Origin of the sequence: Marinobacter sp. MIT932201, from assembly GCF_047123295.1 — a bacterium.
GTDB classification, from domain to species: Bacteria; Pseudomonadota; Gammaproteobacteria; order Pseudomonadales; family Oleiphilaceae; genus Marinobacter; species Marinobacter salsuginis.
This window is the reverse complement of the sequence record NZ_CP138917.1, coordinates 1,048,986-1,064,637: the sequence shown is the minus strand read 5'-3', so window position 1 is coordinate 1,064,637 and position 15,652 is coordinate 1,048,986. Positions and strand designations below refer to the sequence as shown.

The 15,652-nt window shown below is 58.2% G+C and carries 11 protein-coding genes and 1 tRNA gene; 2 read left to right on the top strand and 10 right to left on the bottom strand.

From position 1 onward, the window contains the following. Positions 1 to 5 precede the first annotated feature (5 nt). From rpsF to rnr, 3 genes are all read right to left on the bottom strand, one after another. Entirely contained in the window at positions 6 to 422 is a 417-nt protein-coding gene (rpsF, locus tag SIC15_RS04840) for a 30S ribosomal protein S6 (protein WP_069184037.1), read from the bottom strand. A 246-nt stretch (positions 423 to 668) separates the two neighbouring features. Continuing rightward, positions 669 to 1,406 carry a 23S rRNA (guanosine(2251)-2'-O)-methyltransferase RlmB gene (gene rlmB / locus SIC15_RS04835; RefSeq protein ID WP_412537169.1) on the bottom strand — a complete coding sequence of 246 codons (738 nt, stop codon included), beginning with the start codon at positions 1,404 to 1,406 and terminating at the stop codon, positions 669 to 671. A 15-nt stretch (positions 1,407 to 1,421) separates the two neighbouring features. Then, positions 1,422 to 3,998 (bottom strand): ribonuclease R, encoded by a 2,577-nt coding sequence (gene rnr, locus SIC15_RS04830; RefSeq protein WP_412537168.1) that lies wholly within the window; start codon positions 3,996 to 3,998, stop codon positions 1,422 to 1,424. A 252-nt stretch (positions 3,999 to 4,250) separates the two neighbouring features. Here rnr and SIC15_RS04825 point away from each other — a divergent pair. Continuing rightward, a tRNA-Leu gene (locus SIC15_RS04825) sits at positions 4,251 to 4,337 on the top strand. 113 nt (positions 4,338 to 4,450) lie between these two features. Here SIC15_RS04825 and SIC15_RS04820 read toward each other — a convergent pair. The 5 genes from SIC15_RS04820 to mpl form a co-directional block, all read right to left on the bottom strand. Beyond that, positions 4,451 to 6,334, bottom strand: a complete 1,884-nt coding sequence (locus tag SIC15_RS04820; protein WP_412537167.1) for a hypothetical protein — start codon at positions 6,332 to 6,334, stop codon at positions 4,451 to 4,453. A gap of 115 nt (positions 6,335 to 6,449) precedes the next feature. After that, positions 6,450 to 8,192 carry a protein adenylyltransferase SelO gene (locus SIC15_RS04815; RefSeq protein WP_412537166.1) on the bottom strand — a complete coding sequence of 581 codons (1,743 nt, stop codon included), beginning with the start codon at positions 8,190 to 8,192 and terminating at the stop codon, positions 6,450 to 6,452. 82 nt (positions 8,193 to 8,274) lie between these two features. Continuing rightward, entirely contained in the window at positions 8,275 to 9,414 is a 1,140-nt protein-coding gene (locus SIC15_RS04810) for an acyl-CoA dehydrogenase family protein (RefSeq protein WP_069183950.1), read from the bottom strand. A gap of 122 nt (positions 9,415 to 9,536) precedes the next feature. Next, entirely contained in the window at positions 9,537 to 10,184 is a 648-nt protein-coding gene (locus SIC15_RS04805) for a flavin prenyltransferase UbiX (RefSeq protein ID WP_412537165.1), read from the bottom strand. Positions 10,185 to 10,230: 46 nt separating this feature from the next. After that, positions 10,231 to 11,625, bottom strand: coding sequence for a UDP-N-acetylmuramate:L-alanyl-gamma-D-glutamyl-meso-diaminopimelate ligase (gene mpl, locus SIC15_RS04800; RefSeq protein ID WP_069183952.1), 1,395 nt, complete (start codon positions 11,623 to 11,625; stop codon positions 10,231 to 10,233). 155 nt (positions 11,626 to 11,780) lie between these two features. On the opposite strand from mpl, the gene SIC15_RS04795 reads away from it, so the two are divergent. After that, complete coding sequence (locus tag SIC15_RS04795) at positions 11,781 to 13,043, top strand: 6-phosphofructokinase (protein ID WP_305966648.1); 1,263 nt, start codon at positions 11,781 to 11,783, stop codon at positions 13,041 to 13,043. An 85-nt stretch (positions 13,044 to 13,128) separates the two neighbouring features. Here the strand turns inward: SIC15_RS04795 and SIC15_RS04790 are convergent, their stop codons facing one another. Both SIC15_RS04790 and SIC15_RS04785 read right to left on the bottom strand, forming a co-directional pair. Next, positions 13,129 to 13,383, bottom strand: a complete 255-nt coding sequence (locus tag SIC15_RS04790) for a GrxA family glutaredoxin (protein ID WP_064227053.1) — start codon at positions 13,381 to 13,383, stop codon at positions 13,129 to 13,131. Between the two features lie 118 nt (positions 13,384 to 13,501). After that, positions 13,502 to 15,628, bottom strand: a complete 2,127-nt coding sequence (locus SIC15_RS04785; protein ID WP_069183954.1) for a methyl-accepting chemotaxis protein — start codon at positions 15,626 to 15,628, stop codon at positions 13,502 to 13,504. Positions 15,629 to 15,652: the final 24 nt, after the last annotated feature.

Here is a 15,652-nt window from a genome sequence, read left to right as displayed (position 1 = left end):
GTTAATTACTCTTCTTCGTCCTGGGTTTCAGCACGCTGACGTGGCTCGTCAGATTCGGCTGAACGACGCGGGCGATCATCGCCGCCACGACGGTCTTCACGGGACTCGGAAGCTTTCATCGGGGACAGTTCTGTATCCGCACCATCGCGGCGCAGGATCATGTCGCGGATGATTGCATCGTTGAAACGGAAGTTGTGAGTCAGCTCGTCCATTGCGGCCTGTGAACATTCAACGTTCATCAGTACGTAGTGAGCCTTGTGAATCTTGTTGATCGGGTATGCCAGGTGACGACGGCCCCAATCTTCCAGGCGATGTACCTTGCCGCCATCTTCAGTGATGACGCCGGTATAACGCTCGATCATCGCGGGCACCTGCTCGCTCTGATCCGGATGTACCATAAAAACGATTTCGTAGTGACGCATGAGTTCTCCCTACGGTTTAAACAGCTTCCTTTTTCCCGGCACGGATCTGAACCCGCGACCGACAAACATGAAAGCAAGGAGTTGACAGCATTCTGCTGCCGGTTTCTTTTTGCTTTATCAATAAGGCTTTACAAGAAAGGCTTGATCAAAAGCTTGGCTTCGGATTGCCGGTATTCAGACAATACAAAACCACCCCTTAAAAAAGGGGTCACGTATTCTAGGCGGGGAAGCCCTTGTGTGCAAGGGTTAACCAAGCCGTTGACGCAGGGCTTCGTATAGGCAAACACCCGTAGCCACGGACACGTTTAGGCTGTCGACATGGCCGAGCATAGGGATATTGATCAGCTGGTCGCAGTGCTCCCGGGTCAGTCGGCGCATCCCTTTGCCTTCGGCCCCCATCACCAGCGCCACCGGGCCTTTGAAATCGGCCTGGTATAGCGTTGCCTTTGCCTCACCGGCAGTACCGATCAGCCAAACACCCTGATCCTGCAAACTGCGCAGAAAACGGGCGAGATTGGTGACCCGCACAAAGGGCACCGTCTCGGCAGCACCACAGGCAACCTTGCGGGCAACCGGGGTCAGCGAAGCGGACTTGTCCTTGGGAACAATGACCGCCTGAACACCCACAGCATCAGCGGTGCGCATGCAGGCGCCAAGATTATGGGGATCGGTCACACCGTCAAGCACAAGCAGGAAAGGCGGCTTGTCACTGCCGGCCAATTGCGCCAGGAGATCGTCTTCGGTCCATTCCCGGCTTTCACTTACGGCCGCGACAATACCCTGGTGAACACCGGACACCCGCTCGTCGAGCTCTCTGCGATGCACAACTTTCCAGCGCACACCGAGGCTATCGAGGGTATCGGTAATACTCTTGACCCTTTTATCCTGCCGGCCGGTCTGGATCCAGACCTGCTGCAGACGCTCAGGCTCGCGTTTGAGGACAGCCTCAACCGCGTGCCAGCCAAACACAAATTCTCCGGACACTGATTCTGCTTCCTGTTACTTGCCTGATTTGCGCGGCTTGCCTTTCTTGTCGCCTTTGCCAGCGCCACTGCCCTTCTTGCCTTTTTTCAGGGCGAGCTTCGCAGCCTTCGCAACCAGCTCATCCCTGGCAGAAGGCGTTTCATTATCATCGAAGGCCTCAGGCCCCTTTTTCTTCGATGACGTCGACGCCGGGCGCTTCCTCGGGCGCTTCAGGCCAGGTTCGCCGGATGATGCACTCTTTCGTGCAGGCTTGGCTTTGCCCGGCGGTTTGCCGCCTTTGCCGGAGTTACGCCTGGCCTTTCCTCGCTCGCCTTTATCAGGAACCGCAAGCGCGTCGCGATCAGCCTGTCGGTGGACCGGTTCGCTGATCAGCTCCAGGTCGATCTTGCGGTCCTCCATTCCAACCCGAACGACCTTCACACGGACCTCATCCCCGAGCCGGAAACTCATTGCTGTGCGCTCACCGATGAGGCGATGCTTGGCTGAATCGTGATGGAAGAAGTCACCGCTTAGCGTCGACACGTGCACCAGACCTTCTATGTAGACGCCAGAAAGCTCCACAAAGAAACCGAAGGGCACGACGGAGGCAATGACGCCATCGTACTCCTCACCGACATGATCACTGAGGTACTCACACTTCAGCCAGGCCATGACATCCCGGGTGGCATCATCGGCACGGCGTTCCGCCATTGAAGTATGCTCACCCAGCTGCTCCATCCGGGCCATATCATACGGGTACTCGGCGAGCTCGGGATCCGGCTTGGGAGGCGGAACCACATCCTTGGAAGGCCTCCCTCCGTGAATAACCGACTTGATGGCCCGGTGATTGATCAGGTCCGGATAACGTCGAATCGGCGACGTGAAGTGAGCATAACCCGCATAACCAAGGCCAAAATGGCCGCCCTCTTCAGGGCTGTAAACGGCCTGGCTGAGTGAACGCAGCATCACCGTCTGGATAACATTGGCATCCGAGCGGTCCTTGATACTTTCCAGCAACTCCTGGTAGTCCGCAGACGTGGGGTTATCACCACCACCCAGTTGCAGACCCAGCTCACCCAGGAACAGCCGCACCGCATTGAGGCGCTCCTCGGAAGGACCGTCATGCACCCGGTAGAGTGCCGGGAGCTTGTGTTTTTTCAGAAATCGCGCTGTGGCAACGTTCGCACACAGCATGCACTCCTCAATGATCTTGTGGGCATCGTTGCGCTGTACCGGAACGATTTCTTCTATCTTCCGGTCGGCGTCAAACACGATCTTGGTCTCGGTGGTTTCGAAATCAATTGCACCACGCTCGGTACGCGCCTTGCGCAACAACTGGTAGAGACCATAAAGATTGTGCAACTGCGGGAGCACGTTGGCGTATTGCTCGCACAGCTTATAGCCCTGCTCGGTGTCCGGATGCTCCAGCATGGTACTTACCTTGTTGTAGGTAAGCCGCGCATGACTGAACATGACCGCTTGATAAAAGTTGTAGCTGCTGATGTTACCGGCGGCGCTAATGGTCATATCGGCCACCATGCAGAGGCGATCGACGCCCGGATTCAACGAGCAAAGGCCATTGGACAGCTTTTCTGGCAGCATTGGCACAACGTGGTCGGGGAAATAAACCGACGTACTGCGGTTTAACGCCTCTTCATCCAGTGGGGAACCGGGCCGGACGTAGTGGGACACGTCGGCAATCGCAACGATCAGGCGATAGCCACCACGAGGCCTTGGCTCGCAATAGACAGCATCGTCGAAGTCCCGGGCCGTTTCGTCATCGATGGTTACCAGCCTGAGATTGCGGATGTCCTTCCGGTTCGCCTTGTCTTTCTCAGTGACCTCTTCCGGAATCTGTGCCGTCTGCTCACCGACCGCGGGCGGCCAGCTGTGGGGAATGTCATAGGAACGGATGGCAACGTCAATTTCCATCCCTGGTGCCATGTGTTCGCCAAGCACCTCAACAACTTTGCCCAGTGGCTGAGTGCGCACCGTGGGCTGGCGAACTATGTCCACCACAACATACTGGCCGTGGCGGGCATTGCCGCAATTCTCCTGGGGAATCAGTACTTCGTGATTGATCCGCGCGTTTTCAGGAACAACGAAGTTGATACCACTTTCCTGGAAAAAGCGTCCCACCGTCTGGCTGGTCCGGTATTCCAGAACTTCAACAATCACACCTTCGCGCCGGCCTCGATCATCAACCCGATCAACCCGAGCGGCCACCCGATCCCCATGAAACACCTGACGCATCTGTCGGGCAGTTAGAAACAGATCGGAGCCCCCGTCATCCGGCACCAGAAAGCCGAAGCCATCTTTGTGCCCAATCACCCGCCCCGTCACCAGGTCGGCTTCCTCAATGGGAAGATAGGCGCCACGCCGGTTACAAATCAACTGCCCGTCCCGACACATGGCAATCAATCGCCGACGAAGGGCTTCAATCCCCTCCTCTGACGACTGACCAAGTTCTGAACACAGTGTTTCGTGGGTTGCGGGAGCGCCACGCTCTTTGAGATGCGCGAGGATAAATTCCCGGCTTTGAATAGGATTTTCGTATTTCTGGGCCTCACGGCTGGCGTGAGGATCCCGGTCGTTTTTCTTCCTGGAAACCATTCGGATCCTTGTTAAGAGGCTGTACCAACGCGGCACAGTTCAGATTCGTTTGCAATGGAGTATAACGTTGGGATGGAGCTCCTGCCTATCAACCTGCAAGGAATAGGCACAAATACCTGCCATTCTTTTTGCGAAAAAATGTTTGACAGCCTCGGCGGGAATTATTAAAGTACGCGCCATCGGTTGAGGGACACACCTCAACGCTGGCAGAAACGTTTAGTTTTCAACAAGCTAAGCTTCTGCAAATCACCTGCCGAGGTGGTGAAATTGGTAGACACGCTAGCTTCAGGTGCTAGTGGGGGCAACCCCGTGGAGGTTCAAGTCCTCTCCTCGGCACCATTTCCTCCCTCAGGAAATGGCAAGACAGCCAACCGGCGACGTCGTTAATTTCCTCAAATAGCATCCGATCCGCGCAGTCTTCTTGCCAGAAGCCAGGTTGCCACTGATCGCGACTAATCCAGCAGTCCCACCAGGTACTCAGACAACCTCTGGTAACCAAACTCTACCTTCGCATAAGCAGAATTGGGCACACCCTCAAACTCGCGGCCGCATTCTCCGGACGAATTGTAATTTTTCAGATAGGCATCGCGGATAAGGTTCGGTTGTTCTGCAACAAAGCCTGGCCCGTCTGCTGCCGGATAGTTTATCGCCCACTCGAAACTGCCATCGCCAGTCACGCGGGGCAGCTGTAGAAGATCCGGATCCAGGAATCCATAGCGCAACAGGCGGAGATTCGGTTGTTCGGGCCCGGAAAACTCCCGTCGATCAAATTCAAGCACCGGATCGGTGAAACCCGCAGGCTGGGGATCATAGCCGGAAAACTGGTACGCCTGAACGCCTGTCACAACCTGACTCGCGTCGACAGCCTCTTGCTGTGGAGCGCAGCTGTCTATACCCGCCGAAAAGGTTACGGCCTCCACCTCAACGCCCTGCTCTGAAATCCGGTATCCGGGAAAAACGGACGAGGAATTGTCGGTTTCCGGAACCAGCGTGCGCCTTGCGCCACCGCTGGTCTCAGCAACCAGTTCCACCAGATCGCCGCTGTCCGTCGTCCAGCTGTAGGTGACCTCTGGAGGGCCGCCCAATTCCGTTGAATCCGCTGCAATTCCCCTGTGTTCATGACAGGTGGTGCTGGTCTCGAAGTGAATGCGGCGATTGCCCCAATCGAAAACCAGCCGCTCATCCGTGCCCTCTTCGTCGAAATTCAGACGGCTCTGCTCCGAAAGCGCGGCGGAGGGCAACCACTGGGTTTCCAGGTCCGCCATGTAGCCGTTAACATCGATCAGTCGTGCCAGCTCCGGCATGGAGGATGACAGGCAGCCGTTCGCGGAGACGGATAGCAGGCGCCCGCTCTCACTGTAAGCGAACGCCAGCTCGGCGGAGATCTGCAGGCCGGATCGGTTGGCAGGCAGGCTGTCCTGATTGGAGGGCTCGGCGTATACCTTCTGGCTGGTCAGCAGCACCGGGTCGCTCAATTCCACATCCACTTCGGGGAGCACCAGGGCGTCCACATCGACATTGGCAAAATCACCCTGGGCGACATCATCAACCACCGCGATCACATCTGCAGCGTTCTGCACCAGCGATACGCCCAATAGAAACGCCGCTTCCCTGCTCAGGAATCGCTCCGTGCCGTCACTGTCTCCGGCCGCCAGCAGGTCGTTGTAGGCAGAGGGAATCTGGCTGGCCATGAACCTTGCCAGTGCCCGGGCATAGGCATGTGAGCGCTCGTCCTGGGCGAGGATATAGTCCCGCACCAGATTCAGGTCCGCCAGGCTCGCTGCCGCGCCGGAAGGTGTTTGCAGGAAGGTACCAAGGCCGACGATGCCCCGGTAACGGGCCAGTGTGGTTAATGGCGTGATATTGCGGACACCCGGAGGCGCCGACATCAGGTAGGCACTGACCACCGGAACTTCCCCGTTACGCGTTTCCTCAAGGGTTTTACCCGGAAGGGCTACGGCGTGCAGCGCATAATCCCGTGGATCAAGATCCGGCCCCACTGAAGGGTCCAGGACCAGTTCCGAAATATCCATTGCGAAACGACCGCCGGCACCACTCATGGCGGTGGGCTCCCCCGAGGCAAGGGTAACTTCCCTGCCGTTATCCAGCTCGATAACCAGAGGCCCCGGGGTAAACTGACTGTCCCCATCCATGTCGAGCCAGACCCGGGCGTTCTTCAGGTAGCCGTCGATGACCTTACCCGTGTAAGGCGCAGGTTCGCTGTATTCCACGCCATCGAAATCCCGCCCGTCCACGGGCAACTGGTCGGATTCCTCACCGCAACCGGCGAGGATGAGGGAGACAGCAGTAACAGGCAGACCAATCAGGCGTTTCATCGCGGCAACCGTTTATCCTTGTTAGAGGTTGTGCCGCTACTTTAGGGGATGTGGTGGCTGTAGACCTTGATAGGTTTGGCAATTTGTAAAGTTTGGTAACCAGGCGGGGCTTCAGTCACGACGAGCAGCTGTAGTGTGAAACCCCACCCAGATTGAACAACTCCGACGGCTTCAGCCGGTAGTATTGCGCCTCAACAGCATTCGACTGCTCTGCGTAGGGTTGCGTCAAAACACCCTGCAAAGCACGCAGGGGCTGGTAATCGCCCTCTGCTGCTCGCTGATAGGCAGGAACCACAAACCACTCACGCATGGTGTATTTGGGGTTCACCAGCTTCATGTTCCGGGATAGCTCCTCACGGAATTGGGAGCTGCCAGTAGAGCCATCGATCCCAATCTGCGATTTCCATCTGGCAAACCACTCTGACCAGCGGTTGAGTAGCCCTTCCGGATCGGCCGCTGCTGACTCATCCAATGATCTGTAGAAGCTGTTTTTGAGGGGTTCGATGTCTTCGGGTAGGGAGGAAAGCTCCCGGAAGAACATCGTATAATCCACTGGGGGCCGGGTCATCAGCGTAATCAGTTCCCTGAAGAGTTCGGCGTCAAAAGTGCCAAGTCCCAGCTTCGCTGCCCACATCTTTTCCAGCTCCGCCTGCATTACCTCGGCAAATCCACCGTGAATCTCCTGGAGTTGCGCCTGTTCGTTCTCGTGATCTGCCAGCAGCGGCTGAAGGGCCGAACAGAAACTCTTGAAGTTCCGTTCTGCCGCTGCGGGTTGGTTAAGAAAAGAGAAGTGCTGCCCGCCACCGGTCCAGGGCTGGTAGAACGGCTCGAATAGTTCGCAGAAGCCAAAAGGCCCGTAATCCAGCGTGAAACCGCCAGCGGCGCAATTGTCGCTGTTGAAATTGCCCTGGCAGTAACCAACCCGGATCCAGTTCGCCACCAGCGAGGCAAGGCGGCCGCGAAACTCCCGCGCGAGCATCACGATTTTTGTGGGCGTATCGAGGGACTGGTCAATAACGCCGTGGTACTCCCGATCAATCAGGTGCAGCACCAGCTGCTCGAGTTCTTCAAGCGCCCGGGGGTGTTCCTGCCTTCGGGCCCTGCGCCCGAAAAGTTCCAGCTGGCCCACCCGAATGAAGGACGGGGCGACACGTGTGGAGATGGCAACCGGCTCCGAAATGAGCTGGTCGGGATCCAGGGAATGGGAGCCCGGGGAGTACCAGGGGCGCCGTACTCTCTCTGTTTTAGAAACATAGAGACTCAGCGACCGGGAGGTCGGCACACCCAGTGCGTGCATGTGCTCCTGGGCCAGGAATTCACGAACGCTGGAACGCAGGACCGCACGGCCATCACCACCACGGCAATACGGCGTCTGTCCGCCCCCCTTGAGCTGCATTTCCCAGCGCTGACCGTTCAGAACAGCTTCCAAAACCGAAATGGCGCGACCGTCGCCATAGCCGTTGCCGGTCTGGAACGGGCACTGTTGGGTGTATTCGGTGCCGTAGATGGAAAGTGCATAGCCACAGGCCCAGCCGACTTTGCTCATGGGCGCCGGCACCTGTGAGAGGTCTCCGGAGAACATTCGGACAAAGTCATCGGATTGAGCCAGGCTGTCTGCAAAACCCAATTCGCGGAACAAGCCGGGGCTGTGCCCCACGTAGTCAGGATTCGCGATGGGCGTTGGCCGGACGGGAACATAATGCCCCGAATAGACCTGTCTTGGTCGATGGTCAACGCCATCGGGCGTGGCATCCGGATCACCGTTCAGGCGATCCATCAGCGAATAGTCAGCCATCGGTGCAAGTTCTTCGAGGTTGGTCACTTCGAAACGGGTTTCTCGCGACAACGGCTTGTTCATCTGTACCTCTCCTGATCAAAGGAATCGGGCAGTGCCAGCACTGCCCTCAATTGCCCTTATGACCAGGCCAAGCGGCCAGGGTTCAGAAAGAACGGGCAACGATTTCCTTCATGATTTCATTAGTGCCGGCGTAGATCCGCTGCACTCGTGAGTCTGCCCAGGCCCGTGCGATCGGATACTCCCACATGTACCCGTAGCCCCCGTGAAGCTGTACGCATTCATCCATTACCTTGCACTGCAGGTCCGTTGTGAGCTGCTTGAGCATCGCCGCGGTGGGGATGTCGAGCTTCTTGTCCAGATGCAGCTCCAGGCATCGATCGGTGAACACCCGGGCTGCGGTGATTTCCGCCTTCATCTCCGCCATCTTGAAGCGGGTGTTCTGGAACGCAATCACCGGCTTGCCAAAGGCGTTGCGCTCCTTGACGTAATCCAGCGTCCACTGCCAGGCAGCTTCGGCAGCGGCAACAGCGCCCAGAGCCACCTGCAGGCGCTCGGCCGCCAGCTCCTGCATCAGCTGGAAAAAGCCCTGACCTTCGCCCGGACCGATCAGATTCTTTTCAGGTACCTTTACGTCCTGGAAGAACAGCTCGGAGGTGTCCTGGGCCTTCATACCCACCTTGTTCAGGTTCTGGCCTTTCTCGAATCCTTCCCAGGCGGTCTCCACCATGAACAGGCTGATACCCTTGGCGCCTTCCTTCGGGTCGGTCTTGGCGACCACGATAACCACATCGGCAAGCTGACCGTTGGTAATAAAGGTTTTCGAACCGTTCAGAACGTAATGATCGCCGTTCTTGACCGCCGTGGTTTTCACACCCTGCAGATCGGAGCCGGCCCCCGGCTCGGTCATGGCGATGGCGCCAATCATTTCACCGCTGGCCAGTTTGGGCAGATAATGATTTTTCAGCTCGTCCGAGCCGTAGTTGAGCACGTAAGGCGCCACGATGTCAGAGTGCAGGCCCCAGCCTATCCCCGTCAAGCCGGCCCTGGCGACCTCTTCGATCAACACCGCGCTGTACCGGAAGTCCGCGCCAACACCGCCAAACTCCTCTGGCAGGCAGGGACACAGAAAACCCAACTCGCCAGCCTTCTGCCAGAGTTCGCGGCTGACCTGGCCGTCTTTCTCCCACTGATCATGGTAAGGCGCAGCCTCCTGCTCCAGAAACTTGCGGACAGAATCGCGGAAGCCTTCTAGGTCGGCGTCGAAGAGAGTACGTGGAATCATGGTGAACCTCGGTGAATGACCTGTGTTGTGATTGTCGTTCACCAAGTCTCGGCCCGGAGCCCGGTTTGCTCAATGATGAAAAGCATCAATCGGGCTGGCCAAAACCATCGTCTCGGGCAGCCTCAGGCCTTGCGCTTATCCTCGGCGCGGGCTTCGCCCCAGCGGGACATGAGATCCTGGGGCAGATTCAGATGATCAAGGATGCGGGCAACAATAAAGTCCACCAGGTCCTCGACTGCCTGGGGTTTGTGGTAGAAGCCAGGGCTCGCCGGCATGATGACGGCCCCCATCCGGGTCAGTTTCAGCATGTTCTCCAGATGCACCTCGGAGAAAGGCGCTTCCCTGGGCACAAGAATCAGCGGGCGACGTTCCTTCAGGGCCACATCACCGGCCCGCTCGATCAGATTGTTGCTGGCTCCGGTCGCCAGAGCCGAGAGCGTTCCCGTACTGCAGGGACATACCACCAGCGGCGCTTTCTCCCCGGAACCGGAGGCCGGCGGTGCAAACCAGTCTTCCCGGCCAAACACCAGAACCTGGCCCGGCTCCGCGCCTGAATAGGCAGACAGGGTTTCCTGCATGGCCGGCGGGGTTCCCGGCAGCTTGAGGTCGGTTTCCGTGGCGATCACTACCTGCGCGGCCCGGCTGACCATCACATTCACCCGGCAGCCGGCCGATACCAGGCACTGCAGCAGGCGCAGACCATACTGGGCGCCCGAGGCGCCGGTCATGGCCAGGTTAACGGTAGAAGGCCGGTTCTGGTCGTTGCTCATGGATGTCGCCACTTGTCAGTCAGGAAAAGTCACCGGCCACGCCGGATCAGCCACGAATACGCTCAAGCTCGGCAATGAGTTTACTGTGGATACCGCCAAAGCCACCGTTGCTCATGATCACAATGTGGCAGGGGCTGGGCAGATCTTCCAGGGTACGTGCCAGCAAGTCTTCCACCGAGGCCTCGACCCTGTGCCTCTCGGAACCAGCGTTCAGCGCCTGCCATCCGGAAATCAGTTCCGGCAGCCAGTCCATGTTGTTCAGGTTGGCCCACAGAACCCGGTCGGCGGTTTCTGCACTTGGCAGCAACGTCTGCTGGTGAACGCCCTGCTTCATGGTGTTCGAGCGCGGTTCAATCAACGCCAGGATAGGCTCCTCACCCACCTGATTACGCAAGCCCTCAAGGGTGGTGGCAATGGCGGTCGGGTGGTGGGCGAAGTCATCGTAGACCCGCACGCCGTCGATGTCTGCCAGCAACTCCATGCGCCGCTTGACGCCAGAGAACCGGCAAAGCGCCGCCACGGCATGATCGGGAGTGACACCCACATGGCGGGCAGCGGCAATGGCAGACAGGGCGTTTCGGACATTGTGAAGACCGGTCTGATCCCACTTCAGCGTTGCCACCGGCTGTTCGTGGTGAATAACCAGAAACCGGCTGCCATCCTCCGAGAGCAGCTCGGCCCGCCAATCCGACATGCGAGGAGTCTCGCTGCCAATGGCGGTGTCCTGGACCGGGCTCCAGCAGCCCAATTCCAGGGCATTATCCAGGTGGCGATCTACTGCGGGACGAATGATCAGGCCCTGGGAGGGGACAGTCCGAACCAGATGATGGAACTGTCGCTCAATCGCCTCGACGTTGTCGAAAATATCCGCGTGATCAAACTCCAGATTATTCAGGATCAGGGTGTGGGGACGGTAATGAACGAACTTGGAGCGCTTGTCGAAGAAGGCACTATCGTATTCATCCGCCTCGATCACAAAAAAGTCGCTGTTGCCCAGCCGTGCCGAGACGGGAAAATCCCGGGGAACACCGCCCACCAGGTAACCCGGTTCGAACCCGGCCTGGTCCAGGATCCAGAGCAGCATGGACGTGGTTGTGGTCTTGCCATGGGTACCGGCCACCGCCATCACCCAACGATGCCGAAGCACCTCGCGGCTCAGCCACTCGGGCCCGGACATGTAGTCAATGTTCCGGTTAAGCACCGCTTCGACTTCCGGATTGCCCCGGGACATGGCGTTGCCGATCAGAACCAGATCCGGTTTGGGCTCAAGGTGATCCGCGCTGTAGCCTTCCATCAGGCTGATACCCTGAGCCTCCAGCTGCGTGCTCATGGGCGGATAAACACCCTGATCAGAGCCGGTCACGGTGTGGCCCAGCTCCCGGGCAAGAACCGCCAGGCTGCCCATGAAGGTGCCACAGATTCCGAGTATATGAATGTGCATTCGGCAACTGCCCTCTGAGTTGAAACCCGACAAGCCTCCCGTATCCGCCCCACCCCGTCAAGAGCCATGCTATCCGCAATCCTGCTCATGAAAATTGCCGGCGATTGGCGTATCATCTGCGCCATTGTCGAACCAGCAGGAGGCTCCAGCCCGAGATGGCCATCAAGAACGCATTCTACGCTCAGTCCGGCGGTGTCACCGCCGTCATCAATGCCAGTGCCTGTGGCGTCATCCAGACTGCCCGCAAGCATCCGGACAAAATCGGCAAAGTGTTTGCCGGACGCAACGGCATTATCGGGGCGCTGAAGGAAGAACTGATTGATACCAGCCTCGAGAGCGACGATGACATCCAGGCGCTGATTCATACCCCGGGCGGCGCTTTCGGCTCCTGTCGCCACAAGCTAAAGAACATTTCCGAAAACCGCCGCGAGTATGAGCGTCTGATTGAGGTATTCCGGGCTCACGACATTGGCTACTTCTTCTATAACGGCGGCGGGGATTCACAGGATACCGCCTACAAGGTCTCCCAGATCGCGGACAAAATGGGATATCCCATTACCTGCATCGGCGTGCCCAAGACGGTGGATAACGACCTGCCGTTCACCGACTGCTGCCCGGGCTTCGGCTCGGTTGCCAAGTACATTGCCACGTCCACTTTGGAAGCCAGCCTCGACATCAAATCCATGTGCGAGACATCCACCAAGGTGTTCATCCTGGAAGTGATGGGCCGTCACGCCGGCTGGATTGCCGCATCCGGCGGCCTGGCGGGACAGGGCGACGGCGAGCCGCCCCACATCATTCTGTTCCCTGAAATTCCTTTCAATCGCGACGCTTTCCTGGCGCGCGTAGACCACTGTGTGAAGGAATACGGCTACTGTGTTGTCGTCGCCTCCGAAGGTGCCCAGTATGAAGATGGCCGGTTCCTGGCAGATGCCGGAGCCAAGGACGCGTTTGGCCACACCCAGCTCGGTGGTGTTGCCCCCGCCCTGGCCAACATGGTCAAGCAGGCCCTGGGCCACAAATACCACTGGGCCGTTGCCGACTACCTTCAACGCAGCGCCCGCCACATTGCCGCCGCTACCGACGTTGAACAGGCGTATGCGGTAGGCAAGGCGGCGGTGGAAATGGCCCTGGAAGGCAAGCAGGCGCTGATGCCCACCATCGTGCGCGAGCAGGCAAAGCCGTACCGCTGGAAGATTGGCGAAGCGCCCCTCAGTGAGGTGGCAAACCAGGAAAAGAAGATGCCGATCCACTTCATCACCGATGATGGCTTTGGCATCACCCAGGATTGCCGGGACTACCTGGAGCCCCTCATTGCCGGAGAGAGCTTCCCGCCGTTCGATAATGGCTTGCCTCGGGTTGCCAGGCTCCAGAACACGCTGACCGAGAAGAAGCTGAAAACGGATTTTGAACTCTAGTCCACTGCAGGACTCAGCGAATAAAAAAGCCTGACACTTTACGCTGTCAGGCTTTTTTGGTTGCTTGAAGAGTCATCGCTGTGTGCTAGCGAGCCAATTCCGCCTGATGGTCTCGAACATAGGCGTAGAACTGATCAAAACCTCCCACATACTGGCTCCCCACAAGAATCTGCGGCACTGTGTAAACTGGCCGGCCGATCCTGTCGGCAATATCCTGCTTACTCATACCCTTCTCGATCATATCGACCCACACATAGGGAATGTTTCTGGCCTCACACAGGTGCCTGGCCTGCACACAGAACCCACAACTTGAGCGGCCGTAAATCGTGACCTGCTCCATAAACACCTCCAAGATCTCTGGCGGTAAATTCCGGGATTAAAATCGTATGAGCGAATCATGACACGGCACCCGGTAATTGAAAATTGATGCTTTGAATCGCCGCCATAGTAGCGAGCCATCATGTTCTGAGCCGGCTGAGCTCACGCTCCAGAACCTGCACCTCGTGGTCCAGGGCCTGACCACTGCCCTTGACCCTGCTGGCAAGCTCCCGGAGATCGTTGGCCGCATCGCCGATATGAGTGAGGTTGCGGTTGATTTCCTCGCTCACCGAGCTCTGTTCTTCCGCCGCAGTGGCCACCTGGGTTACATGCTCAACGATGGTCCCGATCCGGTCGACTACCGTGGCCAGCGAATGGGCCGCTTCCTGGGTGCCATCAACCGCCGAGGTGGCGCGATCAACGCCGCTCTGTATCACCGAAACGGCACCGTTCACATCCTGCTTGAGGCCGTCGATCATGGTACTGATTTCATCGGTGGATTCCCGAGTGCGGGAGGCCAGCGTGCGGACCTCATCGGCAACCACGGCAAATCCGCGTCCCTGTTCGCCAGCCCTGGCGGCCTCGATGGCAGCGTTGAGGGCAAGAAGGTTGGTTTGCTCGGCGATGCCTCGGATGACATCCAGGATGCGATTGATATCCTCGCTGCGATTGGCCACCTGCCCGATCGCTGTACTGGCCTCGCCCATATCGTTGGCCACCGCGCTCACTCCATTCACCGCCGATGACAGCGTATCCTGGGTAAACCGGATGCCGTCCTGGGCCATCCGGGCGTTATCGGCCGCTTCGCCGGCAAACCCTGCCACCTCTCCTGCAGCGGCGGACATTTCGTTCATGGCGGTGACCACGCTGTCGATGTCCTGGTGCTGTCGACCTGTCTGTTCATCGGTCTCGACCGCAATACTGCCTACATCCCTGGCCTGTTCGCGGACCTTTACATTCACGTCCTTCAGATCATTGATCATTTCTCTCAGACGCGCCAGGAAGGCATTGAAACCGCCGGCCAGCTCGATCAGTTCGGCGTGGGTGTCGATTTCCAGTTCACGGGTCAGGTCTCCTTCGGCGCTGGCCAGGTTCTTCATACGATCCCGAATTTCATCCAGCGGGCGGGTCACCGAGCGCACCAGCAGCACCAGGGCCACAATGGCCAGGACAACCACACCGATACCCACAAGGCTCTGGCGAGTGGCTGTGGCGGCAACTTCGTCCGACAACAGGCCAGTAATTTCCGAAACGCTTGCCAGCGCGGCATCCCGGGGCAACTCGATCAGCAGCGACCACTCGGCATCCGGCAACCGGATCTCCACGGGATAGGCCACGGCAAGGGTCTGACCGTCATCAAAGGTGCCCTCACCCTGGTGCAGCCCTGCGAAGGTGCTGCCGTGATCGGGCACAGCTTCCTGCAGAGGCCGGCCAAGGTGCGACTCATAATGGCTGGAGGCCGCGATAAGACCCTGCTCACTGATCAGCGTGACCCTGGACTGGCCTCCAAACAGCTCCTGGCTGACACCGGCAATGGTTTTTTGCAGGGTCGAAAGATTGATATCGACACCCACCACACCGGCGAATGTTCCGTCATCCAGAATCGGAACCACCAGACTGGTCATCAGCTCGGAATAGCCCTCACTGATTTCATATTCGTAGGGCTCCATAATGCAGGGCGCTTTGGTGTCCCGCGAACAGAGATACCACTCAGCTTCCCTGATCCCGAATTCGTTGAGGTTATCCAGATACTTGGTGGAGGGGTCCTCTGTGCGGCTGAACTGGACCTGCCCGTCCGGCTCCCGGTAGTAGTAAATCTCCAGGGTGCCCTCGTCGCTGCTATGCTCTTCAACACCACCGGTGAAATAGCGATCCTGGCCATCGTAGCCATCCGGTTCGAACTGGGCGTAGATCGAGCTCAGACTTTTCTGCTCCTCCAGAACCGCGCCAACGGTCTCCTGAAGGGCTGACCGGCTGATACGCCCGGAGCTGTCGGCCTGAATATTGCGGATGATGACGTTGCGAACGACTTCCGGCGTGCGAAAAGCGGTCGCAAACTGGCCACTGACCAGCTCACCATATTTGCCGGCGGTTGCGCCGAGCTGATCCATCACAATACCCTGCACCGTATCCCGGGTTTCTGCCGTCAGTCTTTCTTCCATGTCGCCGAGGGATAACTGGGCCGTGACCACAATGCTGATGCCCATGATCAGGAGCAGTGACACAACGAGGGCATAGAGCTTGAAGCGCAGCGATAACTGTTTCATGGTAAGGCCGGACCTGCGGAGTGT

Excerpts from the sequence above, each read along its gene's own strand:
- SIC15_RS04810 (WP_069183950.1), bottom strand. The coding sequence starts at position 9,414 with ATGATTCCACGTACTCTCTTCGACGCCGACCTAGAAGGCTTCCGCGAT.
- rpsF (WP_069184037.1), bottom strand. The coding sequence starts at position 422 with ATGCGTCACTACGAAATCGTTTTTATGGTACATCCGGATCAGAGCGAG.
- SIC15_RS04815 (WP_412537166.1), bottom strand. The coding sequence starts at position 8,192 with ATGAACAAGCCGTTGTCGCGAGAAACCCGTTTCGAAGTGACCAACCTC.
- rnr (WP_412537168.1), bottom strand. The coding sequence starts at position 3,998 with ATGGTTTCCAGGAAGAAAAACGACCGGGATCCTCACGCCAGCCGTGAG.
- SIC15_RS04795 (WP_305966648.1), top strand. The coding sequence starts at position 11,781 with ATGGCCATCAAGAACGCATTCTACGCTCAGTCCGGCGGTGTCACCGCC.
- SIC15_RS04805 (WP_412537165.1), bottom strand. The coding sequence starts at position 10,184 with ATGAGCAACGACCAGAACCGGCCTTCTACCGTTAACCTGGCCATGACC.
- SIC15_RS04785 (WP_069183954.1), bottom strand. The coding sequence starts at position 15,628 with ATGAAACAGTTATCGCTGCGCTTCAAGCTCTATGCCCTCGTTGTGTCA.
- SIC15_RS04790 (WP_064227053.1), bottom strand. The coding sequence starts at position 13,383 with ATGGAGCAGGTCACGATTTACGGCCGCTCAAGTTGTGGGTTCTGTGTG.
- SIC15_RS04820 (WP_412537167.1), bottom strand. The coding sequence starts at position 6,334 with ATGAAACGCCTGATTGGTCTGCCTGTTACTGCTGTCTCCCTCATCCTC.
- mpl (WP_069183952.1), bottom strand. The coding sequence starts at position 11,625 with ATGCACATTCATATACTCGGAATCTGTGGCACCTTCATGGGCAGCCTG.